Origin of the sequence: Haladaptatus sp. DYF46, from assembly GCF_021083305.1 — an archaeon.
Lineage (GTDB): Archaea > Halobacteriota > Halobacteria > Halobacteriales > Haladaptataceae > Haladaptatus.
The window spans coordinates 43,413-62,015 of record NZ_JAJFAY010000003.1 but is presented as its reverse complement, the minus strand read 5'-3'; the positions used below and the strand labels follow the sequence as shown (position 1 = coordinate 62,015).

Annotated in this window: 16 protein-coding genes and 1 pseudogene; 9 read left to right on the top strand and 8 right to left on the bottom strand. The window is 52.1% G+C overall.

Annotated features, from left to right (window positions below; genetic code table 11):
• Nucleotides 1-6 precede the first annotated feature (6 nt).
• Together LJF34_RS16405 and LJF34_RS16400 are read right to left on the bottom strand one after the other, a co-directional pair.
• A complete protein-coding gene (locus LJF34_RS16405) occupies nt 7-498 on the bottom strand; it encodes a hypothetical protein (protein WP_231186383.1) in 492 nt (163 codons plus the stop codon).
• A 155-nt stretch (nt 499-653) separates the two neighbouring features.
• Nucleotides 654-1,436 carry a hypothetical protein gene (locus tag LJF34_RS16400; RefSeq protein ID WP_231186382.1) on the bottom strand — a complete coding sequence of 261 codons (783 nt, stop codon included), beginning with the start codon at nt 1,434-1,436 and terminating at the stop codon, nt 654-656.
• A 115-nt stretch (nt 1,437-1,551) separates the two neighbouring features.
• On the opposite strand from LJF34_RS16400, the gene LJF34_RS16395 reads away from it, so the two are divergent.
• The gene (locus LJF34_RS16395) at nt 1,552-2,022 is read left to right on the top strand and encodes an ArsR family transcriptional regulator (protein WP_231186381.1); all 471 of its coding nucleotides are present in this window, start codon (nt 1,552-1,554) and stop codon (nt 2,020-2,022) included.
• A gap of 266 nt (nt 2,023-2,288) precedes the next feature.
• On the opposite strand, the gene LJF34_RS16390 is transcribed toward LJF34_RS16395, so the two are convergent.
• Nucleotides 2,289-2,591 (bottom strand): hypothetical protein, encoded by a 303-nt coding sequence (locus LJF34_RS16390; RefSeq protein ID WP_231186380.1) that lies wholly within the window; start codon nt 2,589-2,591, stop codon nt 2,289-2,291.
• Nucleotides 2,592-2,664: 73 nt separating this feature from the next.
• Here LJF34_RS16390 and LJF34_RS16385 point away from each other — a divergent pair.
• Nucleotides 2,665-2,805 (top strand): annotated as a pseudogene (locus LJF34_RS16385) (integrase core domain-containing protein); the annotation flags it as partial.
• A 23-nt stretch (nt 2,806-2,828) separates the two neighbouring features.
• Here LJF34_RS16385 and LJF34_RS16380 read toward each other — a convergent pair.
• From LJF34_RS16380 to LJF34_RS16370, 3 genes are all read right to left on the bottom strand, one after another.
• Nucleotides 2,829-3,344 carry an Lrp/AsnC family transcriptional regulator gene (locus LJF34_RS16380; RefSeq protein ID WP_231186379.1) on the bottom strand — a complete coding sequence of 172 codons (516 nt, stop codon included), beginning with the start codon at nt 3,342-3,344 and terminating at the stop codon, nt 2,829-2,831.
• 202 nt (nt 3,345-3,546) lie between these two features.
• Entirely contained in the window at nt 3,547-4,803 is a 1,257-nt protein-coding gene (locus LJF34_RS16375) for an ArgE/DapE family deacylase (protein ID WP_231186378.1), read from the bottom strand.
• The gene (locus LJF34_RS16370; protein WP_231186377.1) at nt 4,803-5,546 is read right to left on the bottom strand and encodes an SDR family oxidoreductase; all 744 of its coding nucleotides are present in this window, start codon (nt 5,544-5,546) and stop codon (nt 4,803-4,805) included. The genes LJF34_RS16375 and LJF34_RS16370 overlap by 1 nt, the downstream gene beginning before the upstream one ends.
• A gap of 161 nt (nt 5,547-5,707) precedes the next feature.
• On the opposite strand from LJF34_RS16370, the gene LJF34_RS16365 reads away from it, so the two are divergent.
• From LJF34_RS16365 to LJF34_RS16345, 5 genes are all read left to right on the top strand, one after another.
• Nucleotides 5,708-7,186, top strand: coding sequence for an aldehyde dehydrogenase family protein (locus tag LJF34_RS16365; protein WP_231186376.1), 1,479 nt, complete (start codon nt 5,708-5,710; stop codon nt 7,184-7,186).
• 153 nt (nt 7,187-7,339) lie between these two features.
• Complete coding sequence (locus LJF34_RS16360) at nt 7,340-8,518, top strand: M20 family metallopeptidase (RefSeq protein WP_231186375.1); 1,179 nt, start codon at nt 7,340-7,342, stop codon at nt 8,516-8,518.
• 357 nt (nt 8,519-8,875) lie between these two features.
• The gene (locus LJF34_RS16355) at nt 8,876-10,324 is read left to right on the top strand and encodes a sodium:solute symporter family protein (RefSeq protein WP_231186374.1); all 1,449 of its coding nucleotides are present in this window, start codon (nt 8,876-8,878) and stop codon (nt 10,322-10,324) included.
• Between the two features lie 18 nt (nt 10,325-10,342).
• Nucleotides 10,343-11,428, top strand: coding sequence for a C45 family peptidase (locus LJF34_RS16350; protein ID WP_231186373.1), 1,086 nt, complete (start codon nt 10,343-10,345; stop codon nt 11,426-11,428).
• 183 nt (nt 11,429-11,611) lie between these two features.
• Entirely contained in the window at nt 11,612-12,928 is a 1,317-nt protein-coding gene (locus LJF34_RS16345) for an aspartate aminotransferase family protein (protein ID WP_231186372.1), read from the top strand.
• 62 nt (nt 12,929-12,990) lie between these two features.
• Here LJF34_RS16345 and LJF34_RS16340 read toward each other — a convergent pair whose 3' ends face one another.
• On the bottom strand, nt 12,991-14,478 hold the full coding sequence (locus tag LJF34_RS16340) for a CoA-acylating methylmalonate-semialdehyde dehydrogenase (protein ID WP_231186371.1): 1,488 nt from the start codon (nt 14,476-14,478) through the stop codon (nt 12,991-12,993).
• Nucleotides 14,479-14,636: 158 nt separating this feature from the next.
• Here LJF34_RS16340 and LJF34_RS16335 point away from each other — a divergent pair, with 158 nt between their 5' ends.
• Together LJF34_RS16335 and LJF34_RS16330 are read left to right on the top strand one after the other, a co-directional pair.
• The gene (locus LJF34_RS16335; RefSeq protein WP_231186370.1) at nt 14,637-15,977 is read left to right on the top strand and encodes an aspartate aminotransferase family protein; all 1,341 of its coding nucleotides are present in this window, start codon (nt 14,637-14,639) and stop codon (nt 15,975-15,977) included.
• Nucleotides 15,978-16,157: 180 nt separating this feature from the next.
• Entirely contained in the window at nt 16,158-17,540 is a 1,383-nt protein-coding gene (locus LJF34_RS16330; RefSeq protein WP_231186369.1) for an amidohydrolase family protein, read from the top strand.
• Nucleotides 17,541-17,563: 23 nt separating this feature from the next.
• On the opposite strand, the gene LJF34_RS16325 is transcribed toward LJF34_RS16330, so the two are convergent.
• Nucleotides 17,564-18,601 carry an LLM class flavin-dependent oxidoreductase gene (locus tag LJF34_RS16325; RefSeq protein ID WP_231186368.1) on the bottom strand — a complete coding sequence of 346 codons (1,038 nt, stop codon included), beginning with the start codon at nt 18,599-18,601 and terminating at the stop codon, nt 17,564-17,566.
• Between the last annotated feature and the right edge of the window lie 2 nt (nt 18,602-18,603).

Genomic DNA, 18,603 nt, shown 5'->3' with positions numbered 1-18,603 from the left:
ATCTCGTCAGTAGTGGACATCCGCCGGGATGATCCACAGCTGCTCGTCGGCATCAAGCACATGCTCAAGGTGTTCACGATTACGGATTGCGTCGCCGAATTCAGTGTACAGGTAGAGCGATGGACCACGATATGCGCCAAGATTGTAACAGGCGTGGCGGGCGAGGTCTTTGTCATGCATGAGCTCATCGTCACTGAACTCGGTAACCGCCGTTCTCACTCGTTCGAGATTCCGTTCGAACTCTTGCCTGGTTGCCTCCCAGCCACGTTCTAAGAGTTTTTCGCCGTTGTCGGAGTCGACTGGTGCGACGACCGGAAGTTCGCCCCACCGAGCTTTTCCTGCAACGGACGACCGCTCGTCATCGAACGTCACATAGTAATCAAAGATGGCAGCATTGTCGGGACCAGCGCCAACAAGCCGGTCAAACGCTGCTTTTGCGCATGCAAGTGCAGTGTCTTCAGTCGATGCTTCTACGAGTGCGTAAATTACCTGGTGCATATCGGTCACCTCGCCGACGTATTGATTCGACACAACTCCATTACACAACACTTCATCTGTGCGCCGGCACCCATCGCCGGCGCCAATAAAATCACTCTGCGAGAGGAGCAGACTTGCACTGGATTCGCACTATCCCCTTGGAAGATTGCGATTGCCTACTGTTGCTCCCATCTTGGTCTTGGTAACCCGGGAAGCTCGTCTGCTACGTCAAGTAACTCATCCTCAGTTGTCCAGGGGTAACACCGACCGTGTAGTTCGAAGAGACGGAAATCATTCAGATGCACCCAGCTGTACGAAGGAACCTCGATCTCTTGCTCTTCGAGTTCATCAACAAGGGTGTCAACCGTGATGTCGATATCAGCTTGTTTGGCGCGTTCGACGAGTGCCTCCAGTTCTGCAGTTTTCGTCTCCTCACCGATATCTGTGGTTACCATGAGTTGTGCAGCCGCAGCGAGTACATCGTGTTCATCTGTGAGATGTGCTTCTGTTTCCCAGTGGTAGGCGCGAGGGAAAGCGTATGCTTTCTCAAAGTACTCGGTTTCACTGATTTTACCGAGTTCGTTGACTTCGCCGCCCGCATCCTGTTCGAACACGGCTGCGACGTAATCACTGAGCGTTGCTGTAATATGGAACTTCACGCGAAATTCTGGGAGTCGTGGGATGTCGATGTCTGTGAGGTCGCCAATAAGAAACGCGTATGTACCGTATCGACGGTTCAATCGATCACTGACTGCCCGTACCCGGCGAAGGTACGGGTCACGATAACTTCCAAGGACGAGATATGCGGTCTGATCCCGATCGTAGATTGCGGGTGTCTCATTGTTTGCCCATGAGAGGATCTGGATGGCTTCCGTGGACCCAACATCCAGTCCTCGTAACGCTCGCTGCACGGCCGCCATAATCTTCCCAGCATTCGGCGGAACGGATGGAGCACTCATACATCCGTGTACGACTAACTGAGTGAAAGACGTTTCTAATTGAGTCAGTTAGATCTGAATTCTATTGACTTATTTGACCCAAACCATTATACACCCGAGAACCCTACTGTGAAGTATGAGCGATACGGCCCCTGAAGGGTTCGAGGATCCGTTTGCAGAGCAACGAAGAATGCGTGAGTTGCTCTCGCAGGAGACTCGCCACCTCATCATTCAATTGATCCTTGGCCATCCGGCTCACCTCGTGTCGCTAGCCGAGCTTGACTATATGATTCCGAAGAACGAGGCAGCGATCCTCGATCAACTTGAGACGTTACGAGAAGCTGGTATCCTCGACGTCTACGTACACGAACCGAACGTGTCGACACGGAATTTACCCTCGAAGTTCTGGGGGCCAACTGAACGTGGCGTCGAGATCCTCTATGAACACAACTTTCTTCGAGGTGTTCCGGTTGCACGTGCGGTGTATGAGGAAACTCAAAAATCGGAGCGGGTAACGCGTCATGAGGACGCACCGCGGCCAGCTCTTCCGGTGGCCGTCACGGAAGCTCTCGAGTTTGACGAACCCAATTTATTTGACACGATCTGATTGGACGTTGGACTGATAAAGTTACCTGACCTGCTGAATAGACCGTCGCTATCTTTAATCAGCGAGAGAATCCCGCCGTAAACGGCGGGCGAGGATGGTACAGAGACAAGCAAACTCACACGTGATTCGCACTACTCTTCCGGAAGATTGCGACGTCCGGATCGCACACAGGGCCAACACGGAAAGCCACCCAGTCCATCACAGTCACAGTCTTCTGGTTGGTCTGGGTCGCTATCTTCCGCATGGGTTTTCGGTTTGTTCTCAATTTACGTTCCCCCGTCCGCGACGAGGGAGTGGTTTGTCGCTGCCTGCAAGAGTGGCGTTCGAATCGCAACGCCAACACGGTGTTTGCATGCACCGTCGTACCGTGCACCAGCAGGACACTCACAGGCGATGGGGATTCTGTCGCGAACGATGACGAGATATTCATGATCGGCTGGATTTGCATGGCTCGTATTCCGAACGAGGACACCCCTCGTTTCGAGTGAAAATTCGAGGGCTTCGTACTGGGCGCGCTTTGCAACTCGCTTCGTGAACGTCAATTGGGATAGGACGTTGTTACTGGACATACTCGCTCCACGAGGCACATCTGATTCGCCCCGCACCCTTCAGGGGGCGAAAAATACCGAACGATCGAAGCACATCGATCGCTTTCATACGTCGTGGGTGGGAAGTCGGCCGAGCGTCCAGCGGTAGCTTGAACAGTTTGTGCATTACTATAACTATCAGAGACCGCACCAATCGCTCAACAACCGAACACCTGTCGAGGAGGAGCTAAACTAGACAGTGCCTTTAGCTTCGATAAATCACTCTTGAGAGAAATTATCCATGAATTTCGGGTTGTTTTTTACTTCATCCATCACAAAACGAGAGGAGGTTTCGTTAACACCATCGATAGCAACCATCTGATCGATGACTTCGTTCATCCGATTTCGATCCTGTACACGAGTAAGAACCATGAAGTCGACATCACCCATCGTATAGTATACTTGTTCTACACCCTTGATATCTGTGAGTTTGTTCCCGATATCGGTCGAATATCCTTTCTCATGGGTGACGGATACCTCAGTGATCGCCACCATATCCAGGTCAAACGGCTCTGGGTTTAAGTCGGCGGTGATACCATTGATTACTCCGCTTTCTTTCATTTTGTTGAGACGATAATGGACTGCAGACTTCGAAAGCTCCAATTCATCTGATAGCTTATCCAAACTAACGTCGAAATCATCTTCGATAAAAGCAAGCAACTTCATATCGACCTCATCAAAATCATCACTCGCTGAATATCCCTTTGTCATTAAGCTAGTTTCACGCCCGAACATATATGTAAAGCACGCTTTTTGGTAAATACTTCTAATTAAATTGCCATCCACAGAACATTGTTCAACTGTCTCGAGAGGCAGTCATCTTTCACAAGACCAACATCCATTTCTGCAAGTTAGTTTCTGTTTGTTCGTCTCTGTTTGATCGAAGACGATTACGTCTTAGTTAGAGACCAAATTTTGATAGACAGCGACTGACGAACTAGTCGTCCAAATCGCCGATGAGCTGCGCAGTCGAAACTGCCATCACCTTGATTGCAGTAAGAATGTCTTCGATCGAGACGTATTCATCCTCGACGTGAGCCTGTTCTAAACGTCCCGGACCATACACGATGCACTGATCGATGCCTGCATCGTTGACGACAAAGCGTTGATCGTCAGACCCAGGGGAAATGACGAATTCCGAATCCCCGTAAAACGACTCGACATTCTTGGCAAACGTTTGGCTCACTTGGCAATCCTCGGAAACGCTCGTCGGTTCCGCGAACATGATTTCCTCATAATCAAGAGAGGCATCCATACTGTTCTCTGTTTTGACTATCAATTCCCGAATCTCGTTCCGGACATCCGCGACCGATTCGGTTGGAACGAGTACCCGATAGAATGTTGCCGTACAGCGATCCGGAACGACATTCTCGGAGTAGCCCGCGTCCATCATCGTCACCGAGATATCCGCCCGTCGAGACTCACTGGGTGTGACCGGAAGATCAGTCGTCCGTTGGTGGAGGTCGGTCCGATACTCTTCGATGCGTGTTAAGAAATCATTCATCGTCGAGATAGCGTTGATCCCATCGTGGGCCATACAGCCGTGTGCCTTTCGTCCCTGTGTCACGATCTTGAACTTCAGAACCCCACGATGACCGAGACAGACCCGGGAGGAGTCGAAACATTCGGTGTAGACACAATAATCGGTTCCATCGAGATGACCTTGTCGTGCGAGATAGCCGAGGCCAGTAAACCCACCCGTTTCTTCGTCGACCGTCATGCTTTGTGTGATTGATCCGTTCAATTCAGCATTGACGGTTTCTAACACGTCGATTGCAAACAGACTGGCGACGATACCGGATTTCATATCGCTGGCACCGCGTCCATACATTCGGTCGTCTTCTAACGTCGGGTTGAACGGGTCTCTAGTCCAATCTTCTCCTGCTGGAACGACATCGTAATGACCGGTGTAGTGGATGTTCGGCCCATCCCCGTATGATTTCTGACCTAACACGTTTACCCGCTCCAAGTGGGATCGCTCCGGATAGTGGTGTTCTACGATATCTTCGGGGACGTCGACTAGCTCGACATCGTACCCCCGTTCCGAAAGCACCGTATCGAGAAAGGCAGCCCCTTCTCGATAATTTCTACCCGGTGGGTTTTCTGTTTGGATTTCGAGAAACGAAGAGAGGAGTGAAACGATCTCATCGCGTCGGTCATCGACTTCGTCGTAAATGGCCTGCTTAGTGGCCATTAGATATCTCTCCCGCCGTCGACTTCGAGAGTTGTTCCCGTTATCATTTCGGCGTCATCGCTTGCGAGGAACGTAGCCGCCGCAGCGATGTCCCTCGGTTCTGCGAGGCGTCCGAGTGGAATCGTCTCTTTCATACTGGCTACGCTGAGGTCTTCCCCCGCAAACTTCGACAGCATCGGTGTATCCGTCGCCACGGGACAAATGGCATTCACCCGGATGGACGGTGCAAGTTCGTAGGCAAGTTGCTTTGTGAGAGCGATCATCCCGCCTTTCGATGCTACGTATGCCGAAAGTCCGGTTCGTGGTCGAATCGCTGCCGTAGATGCTGTGTTAAGGACGACACCACCGCCGTCGCGAAGATGTGGGACAGCGTATTTCACCCCGAGAAAGGCGCTTTTTAGATTGACGGAGATGATCTGGTCCCATTCCGTCCCAGAAACGTCCTCAACCGGGGTCGCCTGTTGAGGGATGCCTGCATTGTTGTGCAACACATCGAGCGAACCGAACTCCGCCACTGTTTGCTCGATCATCGTTTTCACGTCGTTCTCGGACGAGACATCGGCTTCGACTGCAAGTGCAATGCCGTCGTCGTGTTCGATTGTTTCGGCAGTTTGGGTAGCAGCAGCGTTATCGATATCTGCACACACGACTGCTGCCCCTTTGGAAGCGAATCTCTCTGCGATAGCTTGGCCCATTCCAGAACCCGACCCCGTTACTATCACCGTCTTCTCGGAAAAGCTCATGTGAACCAGTCTCGTGCCATTTATTATCAAACTTCGGTTTATCTGCCTTCAATTTAGTCTGTTATCCTAATTGGGCCTCGATATATGAATATTGTTCTGTTTATTAATTTATCACTGTATTATTGCCAAAGCACTATCGTTATGGCGAACACAGAGGGAGCATGGTTCAACCAGATATCTCTTTCAAAGAACGGTATTTCCTCTTCATCGGTGGAGAACAAATGCCCCCATCCACAGACGAATATATTTCGTCCTACGACCCTGCAACGGGGGATTCGTTCACAGAGATCGCGGTGGCTGGCTCACGAGACGTCGACGAAGCTGTCTCAACTGCTCGTACTGCCTTCGAATCCTGGCGTAATGTCTCACCAGAGAAACGAGGTCGTATCGTCCATCGCATCGGAAGAAAGATCCGCGATTCTACCGACGAACTAGCGGCAATCGAATGCAAAGACCAGGGGAAATCGATATCTCAGGCACAAAGTGATATGCGCGGTGCGTGGCGATATTTCGAATACTATTCCGGGGTTGCTGATAAGCTCGAAGGACAAAGCGTACCAGTTGGGTCGGACCAAGTCGATTTCACGCTCCGTGAACCGTACGGAGTAAGTGCACAGATTACACCTTGGAATTTCCCCGGGAACCTGTTTGCTCGGGGTGTCGCACCGGCGTTGGTCGCCGGAAACACGGTCGTCGTCAAACCGGCACCGCAGACAGCACTATCGACTCTCCGACTTGCCAAACTCTGTTCTGAAGCCGGCCTTCCAGAGGGTGCTGTCAACATCATAACTGGAACTGGTGAATCGACTGGACAACCACTCGTGTCACATCCCGATATCGATACGATCACCTTTACAGGAAGTGTCACGACAGGTCAATCGATCATGAAGCATGCAGCAGACACCGTTACACCAGTGACACTCGAACTCGGTGGGAAGAATCCAGCAATGGTATTCCCTGATGCACCTCTCGATCGGACAGCCGAAAGTATCGCTTCTGCCATTTTCACGAACGCTGGGCAGGTCTGTTCTGCTGCCGATCGACTCCTTGTTCACGAAGATATCCACGATCAATTGGTCGATCGAATCACCTCGATAGTCGCCGAGTATGAAATCGGCCCAGGAATAGAGGACCCCGACGTGGGTCCACTTGCGTCTGCTGAACACAAAAATCGGGTACTGGAGTATATCGCAATCGGAAAAGAAGAGGGTGCAACACCGCTACTCGGGGGGAATGCACTTGACAGGCCGGGCTACTTTGTTGAACCGACGATTTTCACTGATGTCCAAAACGATATGCGGATCGCTCAGGAGGAAATATTTGGCCCAGTACTCTCGGTGATTTCCTTCCGTGATGAAGAGGAGGCACTATCGATAGCTAACGATACGACGTACGGACTGACAGCAGGAATATTCACAAATGACATTACTCGGGCACACCGTCTCGCACGATACCTTGAGGCGGGCAATGTCTATGTGAATAAATGGTTCGGAGATACGACACAAACCCCATTCGGTGGTTACAAACACAGTGGTATTGGTCGCGAAAAAGGCTTGGAAGCACTAGACTCGTATCTTCAAACGAAGAACGTGGCAATCGACATCAGTGAAGAGGGGAGCGGTACGCTTCCAGGAGCCTAATTCTGATCGGTATCTCGGGAAGTACATACACACAATACAGAATAATTTCCAGACAAGGTCTTCATTTTAGAATATAATTCCGGAGTCAACGATACAAACGGACATGATACACCTAATCACAAATGTTTTGAAGAATGGAGAGTGAGTTTGTACATGGGCAACACGGAACAAGTAGAAGAGCTGACTACCTTAATTGGAGACCTCGTCCGTATTGAGACGGAAAATCCGCCTGGTAACGAAAAAGCGTGTACGGAGTATATCGCTAACTGGTTCGAAGAACGTGATATCCAAGCGGAGGTTATCGAGGAACCGTATTCCGACCGACCGCAGGTTGGCGTCAAGGTTGGGAGAGGGGAACCAACACTGGTGTTGAATGGCCACATCGACGTCGTACCGGCCGGGGACCGAAGTCAGTGGACACACGATCCGTATGCCGGTGATGAAGTAGACGGACGTCTTTACGGTCGTGGTAGCGTCGATATGAAGACCGGTGTTGCGATAGGAATGTTGACAGTGGCTCGCCTTGCAGACGATATCAAATCCGGAGAAATTCCTGGCTCGCTCGTTTTTCACGCTGCGATTGGTGAAGAAACGGCCGAACCGGGAACGAAAACTCTCCTCGAACGCGGGTACGATGGGGATTATGGTGTTGTTCTCGAGCCGACTCGGTTGCACACTGCAACGAGCGAGAAGGGTCTAGCATGGTACGAAATCGCTGTAACGGGTGACCCATCCCATGCGAGTCGTCCCGACCAAGGAACGAACGCGATTCAGTTCGCAAAACCTGTGTTGGACGCACTTGATGAGTACGATTCCACTGTCCGGGAACGTACTGACAACCTGGTTGGGCAAGCTTATTCGACTGTGACGATGCTTAGAGCAGGCACAAAAGAGAACGTCGTGCCTGAAGAAGCAAAAATCACCATCGACCGTCGTTTCCTCCCAGATGAAACCATCGAACAAATCGACTCGGAGATCGACGAGCTAGTAGGTAGCGTCGAAGAGGAACATGGTGTTACGATCTCCTGGAATCGGACGCGAACTTACGAATCGGCTGCAATAGACGAAGACAGCGTCCTTGCAGATGTATTCCGAAAGCACTCTGCACGGGTTGCAGACGTGTCTCCAGAACCGTGGGGGGTGAGTGCATCGACCGACGTTCGTAACTTTATCAATGACGCCGATACTGAGGCAATCACTTGGGGTCCCGGAGATTTGGCACAGGCACATACATACGACGAACATGTAGAGCTTTCATCCGCAGCAGATGGGCTTTCTGCCCTTCTCGGCGCGACTGAAGAAATACTCTCGGAAAATCACGTAGCGGAATAAAGCTGAGCCTGTCGTACAATATTTTTCAAAAGGAGTTGGGAAGATCTCTCCAGGGAGATTATATCTATATTTTGGCGTGATCAAGGACATTATACGATAATCATATATTTCTATAATATATTGTACAATGAGAACCGATAGATTTACATTCAAAAATGGTATCCTATGTGGTAGACCCAAACATGACAATACTTGGCATGCCAACGACGATGTTCCTGGTTTTCGTTGCGACGATTTTAGCCGGGAGCCTTGGGGCGATCCATTACACGGTCGTCCACGTACTGTTCGGAAAACCGGTTAACGAGAACATTCAAAAAACAGCGACGGAACCACGTGCCACGGATGGAGGCCACAACGATGGCTGACGTCAACCCGTACTATCTCGGCGTGTTCGTAGTGTATCTGCTTATCGTCCTTGCCATCGGTATCTGGGGATACAGAAAGACTACCGATGTCATGGACTTCTGGGTGATGGGTCAGAGCATGGGACCGACCCTGGCTACGTGGTCGCTTGTAGCCAACTTTGTGAGCGCAGTCAGCGTGATCGGATTTATCGGAGCTGTGTACGGCGGCGGTTACTCGCTCATGACTGGTACTATTTTGGGATTGATGCTCGGTGTGAGTGGTCTCTACTTCGTCGTCGGCCGTGTTCGGCAGTTAAACCACCTGACGTTGCCGGACATCATCGCGGATCTGACCGGGCGGCAAGCGGCACGACCGATTGCAGGAGCGGTATTGCTTGCAAATGGCTGGCTGTACCTCATCATGCAACTCGTCGGTGCCAGCCTCCTCGTCACGACCATTACCGGCGTTCCGTACGAGTACATGGTATGGGTCATCGGCGTCGTTTTCATCACCTACACCGTCCTCGGAGGCCTCGTTAGCGTGGCGTGGACGGATCTTCTTCAAGGAACGATCATGGTCGCGGCCGTTCTGTTCGCGCTTGGATACATGATGCTCGATCTGGGTGGGTTCACTGCCATCAATACCGAATTCGCCGCGATGAATTCAGCGAACGTCGCGCCCCTCGGAGCAGGTGCCTACACGGTTATCGGGGTCGTCGCATCCATCGTCGCGTTTTTCGGCACGATATTCACAGAACAGAACATGATCGTGCGTATCGCTGCGACGAAAGATGTCCGAACGGCGAAGATCCATCTTGCAGCATCCGGTGTCATTCTTTCGGTGTTCTACACTGCTCTCGTGATCCTCGGTGGTGCGACAACCGTCGCACTAGAGAACGCCGGATTGTCGATCAACAACATCGACAACGCGTTCCCGACGCTGATAACCGAGTACGTACCGACCTCGATAGGTGTCGTTATCATCCTCGCCGTCATGAGCGCGATCCTGTCGACGACCGACACACGGCTTCACTCGACGGGTATCACTACGGCACGAGACATCTACAGCTACTTTCGGCCGAACGCATCGGACGAGTCACAACTCCGCGTTTCACGGATAGCCACCGTTCTCTTTGGAATTACTGCGACAGCGGCGGCCGTCAACCCGCCTGACACCATTATTGGTCTTTACAACCTTCGTGCGATCCTGCTGACGAGTGCCTTCCTTGTCCCCGTTTATACGGCTCTCTATCTCTCGGGTGTCAACGGGTGGGCCGTACTCGCCTCCATCGTCGTTGGGACGGTCTTGGGTCTCGCTGCAAATTTCTTCGGTGGGAGTCTTGGTATCCCTGCGACGTTCATTGGCGTAGGGTCGGCCGCGTTGGTTTTGCTGGTTGGTTATTTTGCCCTTCCAGAACAGGGGAGTGGGCCACGACGGGAGTATACTACTTCGGATGATTAGCACCTTCAATTAAGAACGATGACGTCATTACCGCATCTCGTTCTAACTGGGTCACCGTACGAACGCGGTCTTATTCACGGAGAACACTTCGCTGAAGAGATTCGTACGAACGTTGAAACGTACCTAACACGATTTGAACAACACGGGGCCGAGGAGAAAACCGTTCGAAATCAAGCGAGCGAGTATGTTCCCCTCGTCGAAGATTGGAACGCCGACTACGCCTCGGAACTACGCGGCATCGCCGACGGAAGTGGAATTGCAATCGAGGAGGTAATGCTTCTCAACGTTCGATACGAGATACTCTATGCGTCCTATTCCGAACAAACTGCCGGGACGGACGGATGCACCAGTTTCGGTCTCCTTCCGACGGCGACAGCCGACGGGAAGACGTACGTTGGCCAGAATTGGGACTGGGCATCTCCTATCGCGGATACACTCGTCGTGAACGAGATTCATCAGAACGACGGGAGTGATCACATAGCGATTACGGAGGCAGGTATCGTCGGTGGAAAGATGGGAGTCAATGAACACGGTATCGGACTCGTGATTAACGGCCTCGTTTCACCGGACGATGGAGAACACCCGTTTCGGAAACCCTTCCATCTCCGCTGTCGAGAAATTCTCGATGCAAAACGCTACGACAGCGCACTCGAATCGATTATCGCCACGCCGCACGCCTGTTCGGTCAATTACGTCGTCGGTCATGGCGAGGGAGAGGTGATAGACATCGAAACGTCGCCCCACCGAACCGATTACATCTACCCACGGAATGGAATCGTCACACACGCCAACCACTTCATGACGCCGGGTTTCGAAAGCCGAATGGAACGACAACTTCCCGACTCGCTTTATCGGGCAAACCGACTTCACCGACTGTTCGAACACCAACGTGGAGAGATAGACGATGCGACAATAAGGTCCTCCCTTCGAGATCACTTCGGACGTCCCGCGAGCATCTGTCGACACGAAGATCCGAATTCTCTCCCGGAAGAGCGCAGTCAGACGGACACGAGTGTGATTCTCGACCTCCACGATCGGACCCTACATGCCACATACGGGCCACCGTGTGACGAAGACTATCGAACGTATCGGCTTGATGAATAGCGGGATAGCGTAGGGTGTGCGCCCCCGGCCACTGATGGAAATGAAACCCGACCGGACACTATCGAGTTGCTCGCTGATCGACTACATTCAGACACGAGATTACCGTATCATGGCTCGCTTCCGATGCAATTTTCGAACGTTGTTCAAACGAGCGTTTATTATTTTGGAGAAAAATCTCCCTATATGTCCCAGCAGGATTCCGAAGATACGGAGGCAGTCTCGATTCACCATTGGTACGACCCAGACTCTAAGCCCCTCAGTATCACTGACGGTAATGGTGTGACAGTTTGGGACGAGGATGGCGACGAATATCTCGACTTCTGTTCGCAGTTGTACTGTACCAACCTCGGCCACAGCAACCAGGCAGTGATCACGGCCATGGAAGAACAGGCAGGAAAGATACCGTACGTTTCGTCGGCTAAACGCACACCGATCCGTGATCGGCTCGCCGAAAAGCTTGCACGTATCACACCTGACTCCCTGTCTCACACATTTTTCTCGGTGTCCGGAAGTGAGGCCAATGAGATCGCGGTACAAATCGCGCGCGAGTATCAGGATGCACCGACAGTACTCACCCGCTGGCGATCCTATCACGGCGGGACGTACGGTACGGGAGCGTTAACGGGCGATCCCGAAACACGGGCAACGATAGAACGACACGCTGCCACCTCGGGCGCGGCAAAGTTTTTGCCACCCATTCCGAAGGCCTTCGATACCAGCAATCCCGAGGAACTGGCACGACGCGCCGGCGAACACCTCGAGTTCGTGATCCGAAACGAGGGCCCCGATTCCATTGCCGCGATCCTGACGGAACCTATCGCTGGGACGAGTGGCGCCTTTCCTGCTCCTCCAGGATATTTTGACCACGTCCGCGACCTATGTGACGAGTACGACATCCTCCTCATTGCTGACGAAGTTATCACCGGCTTCGGTCGATGTGGGGATTGGTTTGGTGTTCAAACCGAAGGCATCGAACCGGACATGATTACGTTAGCAAAAGGTGTTACGAGCGCATATTCCCCACTTGCTGGTGTCTCGGTATCGCCAGATATCGCATCGTTCGTCCGGACGGACGGTTTCGATATTGGACAGACGTTTGGAGGACATCCGATGGGGTGTGCTGCTGGCTGTGCAGCAATCGACGAGTATGCAGACGGCGTAATCGATGGTGTTTCCGATCTGGAGGAAGGGCTTTCATCTCGACTTCAACAGGTGACATCGAACCATGAGGTCGTGCATGATGTTCGTGGACGAGGAGGGTTATGGGCCGTCGAATTCGCCGACCCAGAGACCGAGACTTCCTTCCACGACCCCCGTGTGGACGACGACGCAAATCCCGTTGGAGCAGTTTTACACGAATGTCGGAATCGAGGCGTTTTGCTGGGCGGCGGACGCCCTGGTTTCCAGATCATCGTCTCCCCACCGCTAATCGCAACGCAGTCAGAGATCGACCGGGCAATGAATGCACTCGATGACTCGATCACAGCGGTTTTCGACTGACGGTTCGTCCTTGTCCATAGGATTTTTCTGAGTATGGATAGAGAAATGCGGAGAAGGCGGTGTTATTCGTCAGGCCATCGCTCGATGTAGATCGCTTTATCGGTGTAGAAATGAATCATGTCTTCACCTTGGGCGTGGAGGTCTCCAAAGAAGGAATCCTTCCAGCCACCAAAGTGGAAGAATGCCATCGGAGCGGCGGTTCCTGTGTTCACACCGAGGTTACCAGCGTCGACCGTATGGCGGAATTTTCGGGCATCGCTTCCTCGGTCGGTAAAGAGACTCGCAGCGTTACCGAACCGACTTCGATTTATGATTCTAAGGGCGTCCTCGAAATCGTCAGCGCGGATAAGTGCGAGGACAGGTCCGAAGATCTCCTCACGAGCAATGCTCATCTCCGAATCGACATTGCCGAAGATCGTTGGTCGAAGGAAGTTTCCGGTATCGGGTGTTTCGAGTTCGCGGCCATCTAAGAGGATATCTGCGCCGTCCTCGATACCTTCTTGAATGTATCCTTCGACCCGCTCTTGCTGTTCCTGCGTGATGAGTGGTCCCATTTCAGAGTCATCAGCTAACCCGTCTGCGACGGTCATGTTTGCTGCGTTTTCGACCACTCGCTCGGCGAAGTCGTCGTACACCTCGTCGACAACAACAGCAACGGGATTGGCGAGACACCGTTGGCCGGTGTTCGCGAAAGCGGATCCGATAGTTTGCTCGGCAGCGAAATCGAGGTTAGCAGATTCGGCGACAACGATGTGATTTTTCGCACCACCCTGCGCTTGTACCCGTTTTCCGTTAGCAGCAGCGGTTTCATACACGTACTTGGCCACCGGAGTACTTCCAACGAAGGATACCCCCGCAATATCATCGTGTTCCAACAGTGTATTGACCGTCTCCTTACTCCCGTTCACGAGTTGTAAAATCCCGTCAGGGAATCCAGCCTCTTCGACGAGTGCGAACAGATACTGGGCAGTCAACGGGTCTCGCTCGCTGGGTTTGAGAATAAACGCGTTACCAGTAGCAACTGCGTAGGGGAGGAACCAGAGTGGTATCATTCCCGGGAAGTTAAACGGCGTGATTGCAGTAAATACCCCAAGTGGCTTTCGGACAGCAGTCTCATCGATCTCGGGGGCAGCGTTTGGAAGATGACCCGCTTGCATGAGCGACGGGATACCACAGGCGACTTCTACATTTTCGATACCGCGGCGAAGTTCTCCTTTCGCTTCTTGAAACGTTTTTCCGTGCTCTTTAACCAGCAGTTTTGCGATTTCGTCCTGATGATCCTCGAGCAACTGTTTCAATCGAAACAAGGGTTGGATCCGTTGTTCAACCGGAACCTCCCGCCACCCCTCGAACGCGTCATATCCCGCCGCTACCGCCTCGTCGACATCGGAACTGGCACTGAAATCCGTATGCGCGATCGTCTCTTCCGTCGCGGGATTTACTATATCTTGGCCGTCGGTACCGTTCGGGGCTCGCCATTCTCCATCGATGTAATTTTGTACGGAATCAATGTCGATCGGAGTTTCTATCGTCATGAGTCGTGTGTTCACTTGTCTCCCTCTCCTCATAACAGTTTCTCACTAAATCCAACCCGAAGATAAATATGCGGATGATGTTCTGAATCAAGATGCATTGAAGGACAATATCCTAGAATATCACAAATCCACCAAAGATTAATCAACTCATACAGAGTAGAGAGAAGACAACGATGTCCGGTCAAGAAAGTGAATCCGATAGCTCTCTAAACGAAATCGAACGAACCGACAAAGAGTACGTCTTTGGTACGTGGTCGTTTCAAAGTGAAGTGAGCCCAGCACAGGTCGTAGACACCAACGGCATCACCTTCACCGATGCTAACGGGGACGATTACATCGACTTTTCAGGGCAGCTCATGTGTTCTAATCTCGGTCATTCCGCCGAGCGAGTTGCGGAAGCTGTCTCCGATCAGATCAACGAAACGGCGTATGTTGCCCCGGGTTTTACTACGGAAGCACGTGCAAAACTCGGAAAGAGATTAGCAGAGGTAACGCCTGGCGACCTTTCGAAGACGTTCTTCTCGACGAGCGGTACGGAAGCGGTTGAAGCTGCAATAAAGATTGCACGGTTTTATACTGGAAAACAAAAAATCATCTCCCGATACCGATCCTATCACGGAGCGACCTATGGGTCCATTAGCGTTACGGGAGACCCTCGTCGGCTCGCAGCAGAGCCCGGGATCCCTGGGACGATCAAAGCCCCAGACCCATACGCATATGGGTCGACATTAGATCCGATGCAGAGTCTCGAGTACATAGAAGAAATGCTGAAATTGGAGGGCGATACAGTCGCGGCAGTACTCGTCGAACCGATCGTTGGTTCGAATGGTATTCTCGTGCCACCTGATGAGTATCTCCCCCGACTCAAGGAAATCGCACACGAACATGGCGCTCTCTTGATCTGTGACGAGGTGATGTCCGGATTTGGGCGAACTGGCGAGTGGTTTGGCTGTGACGTTTTCGACGTCGAACCCGACATTATGACGATGGCGAAGGGGTTGACAGGGGCGTATCAACCACTTGGTGCCACTATCGTCACCAGTGAAATTGCCGAGTACTTCGAAGACTCCATGTTTTGCCACGGACACACCTATTCCGGTCATCCAGCAGCAGTAGCGGCAGGGCTTGCAGCGGTCGAAACCTACCAATCGGAAAACCTCATCGATCAGGCTCATGAGACGGGAGAGTATTTGGGAACCCGTCTTGATGACCTCGCAAACGATCATCCCAGTGTGGGTGACACACGGGGTGTTGGACTCTTCCGTGGAATCGAACTGACGAAGAACGCGGAAAAACGCGTCCCGTTCGGAACTCGAGAGGACAAGGTCAGCAAGGGGAGTACGGTCGTCGATGAAGTGGCGAGCAAAGCCTACGAGAACGGCGTCTATGTTGCGAACATGATTAACACACTCATCATTGCACCACCACTCACGATTACGGATGCAGAAATCGACGATGCGGTTGATGCACTCGATATCGCCCTTGAGGTATCGGATAATGCGATGGGGGAATGAATCATGACCTGAGTTCCTTCTCATCGGCCGACACCAACATCGGGGTTCTCCCATCTTAGATCGATGGTTGGATAAATATTTCCAATTCCCCCGACCATATATTTTATAATACAAAATAATAAAATTTATTTATGTATATTTGGACATAATACTTTTCACCTATAAGAGTTATTTCCGATCATGGTAGTTGAGACCATCATTAGTGGTGGAACCGTAGTGACTACTACAGGAAAAACCGACGCCAGTATCGCGATCAACGATGAGAAAATCGTTGGGATAGGAACGGATGAAACGTTACCGGACGCAACCAGAACGATCGATGCATCCGGCTTACTTGTAATGCCTGGCGTAATCGACCCTCACGTACATATCGACGATATGTTCTCCATCGACAGCTACGAATCTGCGACTGGTGCTGCTGCTGTCGGTGGGACGACCTCTTACATCGACTTTGCATGGCAGGCATGGGAGGGTGAACTGGGAATTTGGGACGAAGATGGAACGTTACTGGAAGGAGTCAGGCGAAAGCAAGAGAAAGGAGAAGATGCGTTGGTCGATTACAGCCTTCACGGTGCAATCACACGAGAGGACCCCGATGTTTTCGATGAAATCTCCGACGTAATCGATGCCGGTGTGACGTCGTTCAAGATGTTCACTGCATACGAGCATGGCCTTTCGAACGGATTCATGAACAGGGCTATCCAGCATCTCGCAGAGGAAGATGCCGTCGGTGTGTTTCACACGGAAGACCCCTCCATCTGTGATTCGCTGACCGAGCAATTCAAAGAGGAAGGAAAAGGAGACCCGGAGTGGTATCCGAAATCACGCCCAGATTATGCAGAAGCCTTGGCGGCCGAGGATGCAGCGCGAATGGCAGTCGAAGCGGGGATGAAATACTACGGGATACACACGACGTGTCGAAAAGCAGCTGACATTCTCGAGTATTTCCAGGACGATAGTAGTATGATTCGTGCCGAAACCTGTACTCATTACTGTACACTTGACGATTCGATCTTCGAGGAGATGGGCAATCTACCCATGATTGCACCGCCGATTCGAAAGCCGGATGACGTCGAAGCGATGTTCGAGCATCTTCACAACGGCTGTCTGAGCGTTGTCTCTACCGACCACTGTGGATATCGACTCGACCAAAAGCAAGTCGAAAACTGGTGGGATAGTGCGTTTGGAGCCAACGCTCTCCAAGTCAGCTTGCCAGTGTTCTACGACGAAGCGGTGAATCAAAGAGGTTTCTCACCGTCGTTCGTGGTACAGGTGATGTCCACCAACCCCGCCGATACGTTTGGACTCCCTCAAAAGGGAACGTTAGAGACGGGGACGGACGCGGATATCGTCCTCATGGACCCGGATGAAACGTATACCATCACTGCCGACGACAACGTAAGCAAGGCAGAGTTCTCGATTTATGAAGGACGAACGGTCACCGGTCGAGTGAAGAAAACCCTCGTCCGTGGTGAAGTTGTCGCAGAAGACGGAAAAGTTGTCGGGGAACCAGGATATGGGGAGTTCATCGAGCGTGAGGTCCCCGACTGGGATACACGCTAAATAACAGAAACTCGTTGGAATCGCTATTTCGAATTGAACTCGGCGAAGACGTCGATGACCTCCTCTACGTTATCACCCAACGAGTAGAGAACGGGCTCCGTACATCCTGCGTCACAATAATCCTGTACACGACTGACGACGTCCTCTGGGGTCCCCGCGGCGACGACGTTCGTCACGATCTCATCATCTACGAGAGCGCTTGCACGTTCGATATCCTCGGCAGTCGCGGGCCAACTTCCCAATTCCTCTTCGACCTGTTCACCGAGTTCGGGGTCGATTCCCGATCCTTTCTTGATATGTGGCTGCTGTCCGATGTACTGCGTAACTAGCCCACGGGCTTGGTCGATCGCTCGTTGGCGATCCTCGTCCATCGAGACTGCGATCAGCTGGGGTCGATCGACATTCTCGATTGTACCACCCTGTTTTTCGACTCCCTCCTTGAGCTTCTGCATGCCGAGTTCGTTGTGTTCGGGTGGAATGAGATAGTTCATGAACACACCGCCCGCAATTCCGTTACCCACTAGTTCGCCGGTGAGTTTGTGCATTGTCGGGCCCGTTGCACCGATATATATCGGGACATCACGCGGTGACGCATTCGAACGGACGAGATCAAGTTCGATATCTTCGACGCTGAGTGTTTGACCCTCGTAGGTCACGTTCTCGAGGTCGAACAATTTCCGGACCACTGTACAGTATTCCCACATCCTTCGAAGCGGCCTCTGCCGATCGATTCCGACTTTGGATGCGAGGGGATCCCACCAGGCACCGATGCCGAGCTTCATCCGTCCCCCGGAAAGTTCGTCAAGTGTGGAAAACGTTTGGGCCATCAACGCCACGTTCCGTGTATAACAATTCGTCACACCAGGGGCGATGTCTATCTTGTCGGTGACCTGCGTATATGCGCCCATAACAGTCATCGCATCTCGAACGAGACGCGACTCACCCTGCCAAACGGAGTCCAATCCTTTGGATTCTGCATACTGAGCATATCGCACTTCATCGGCGATATCCTCGCGCTCCCAGTTCCAGATACCGACACGATCGAATTGTGGATCGGCCATGA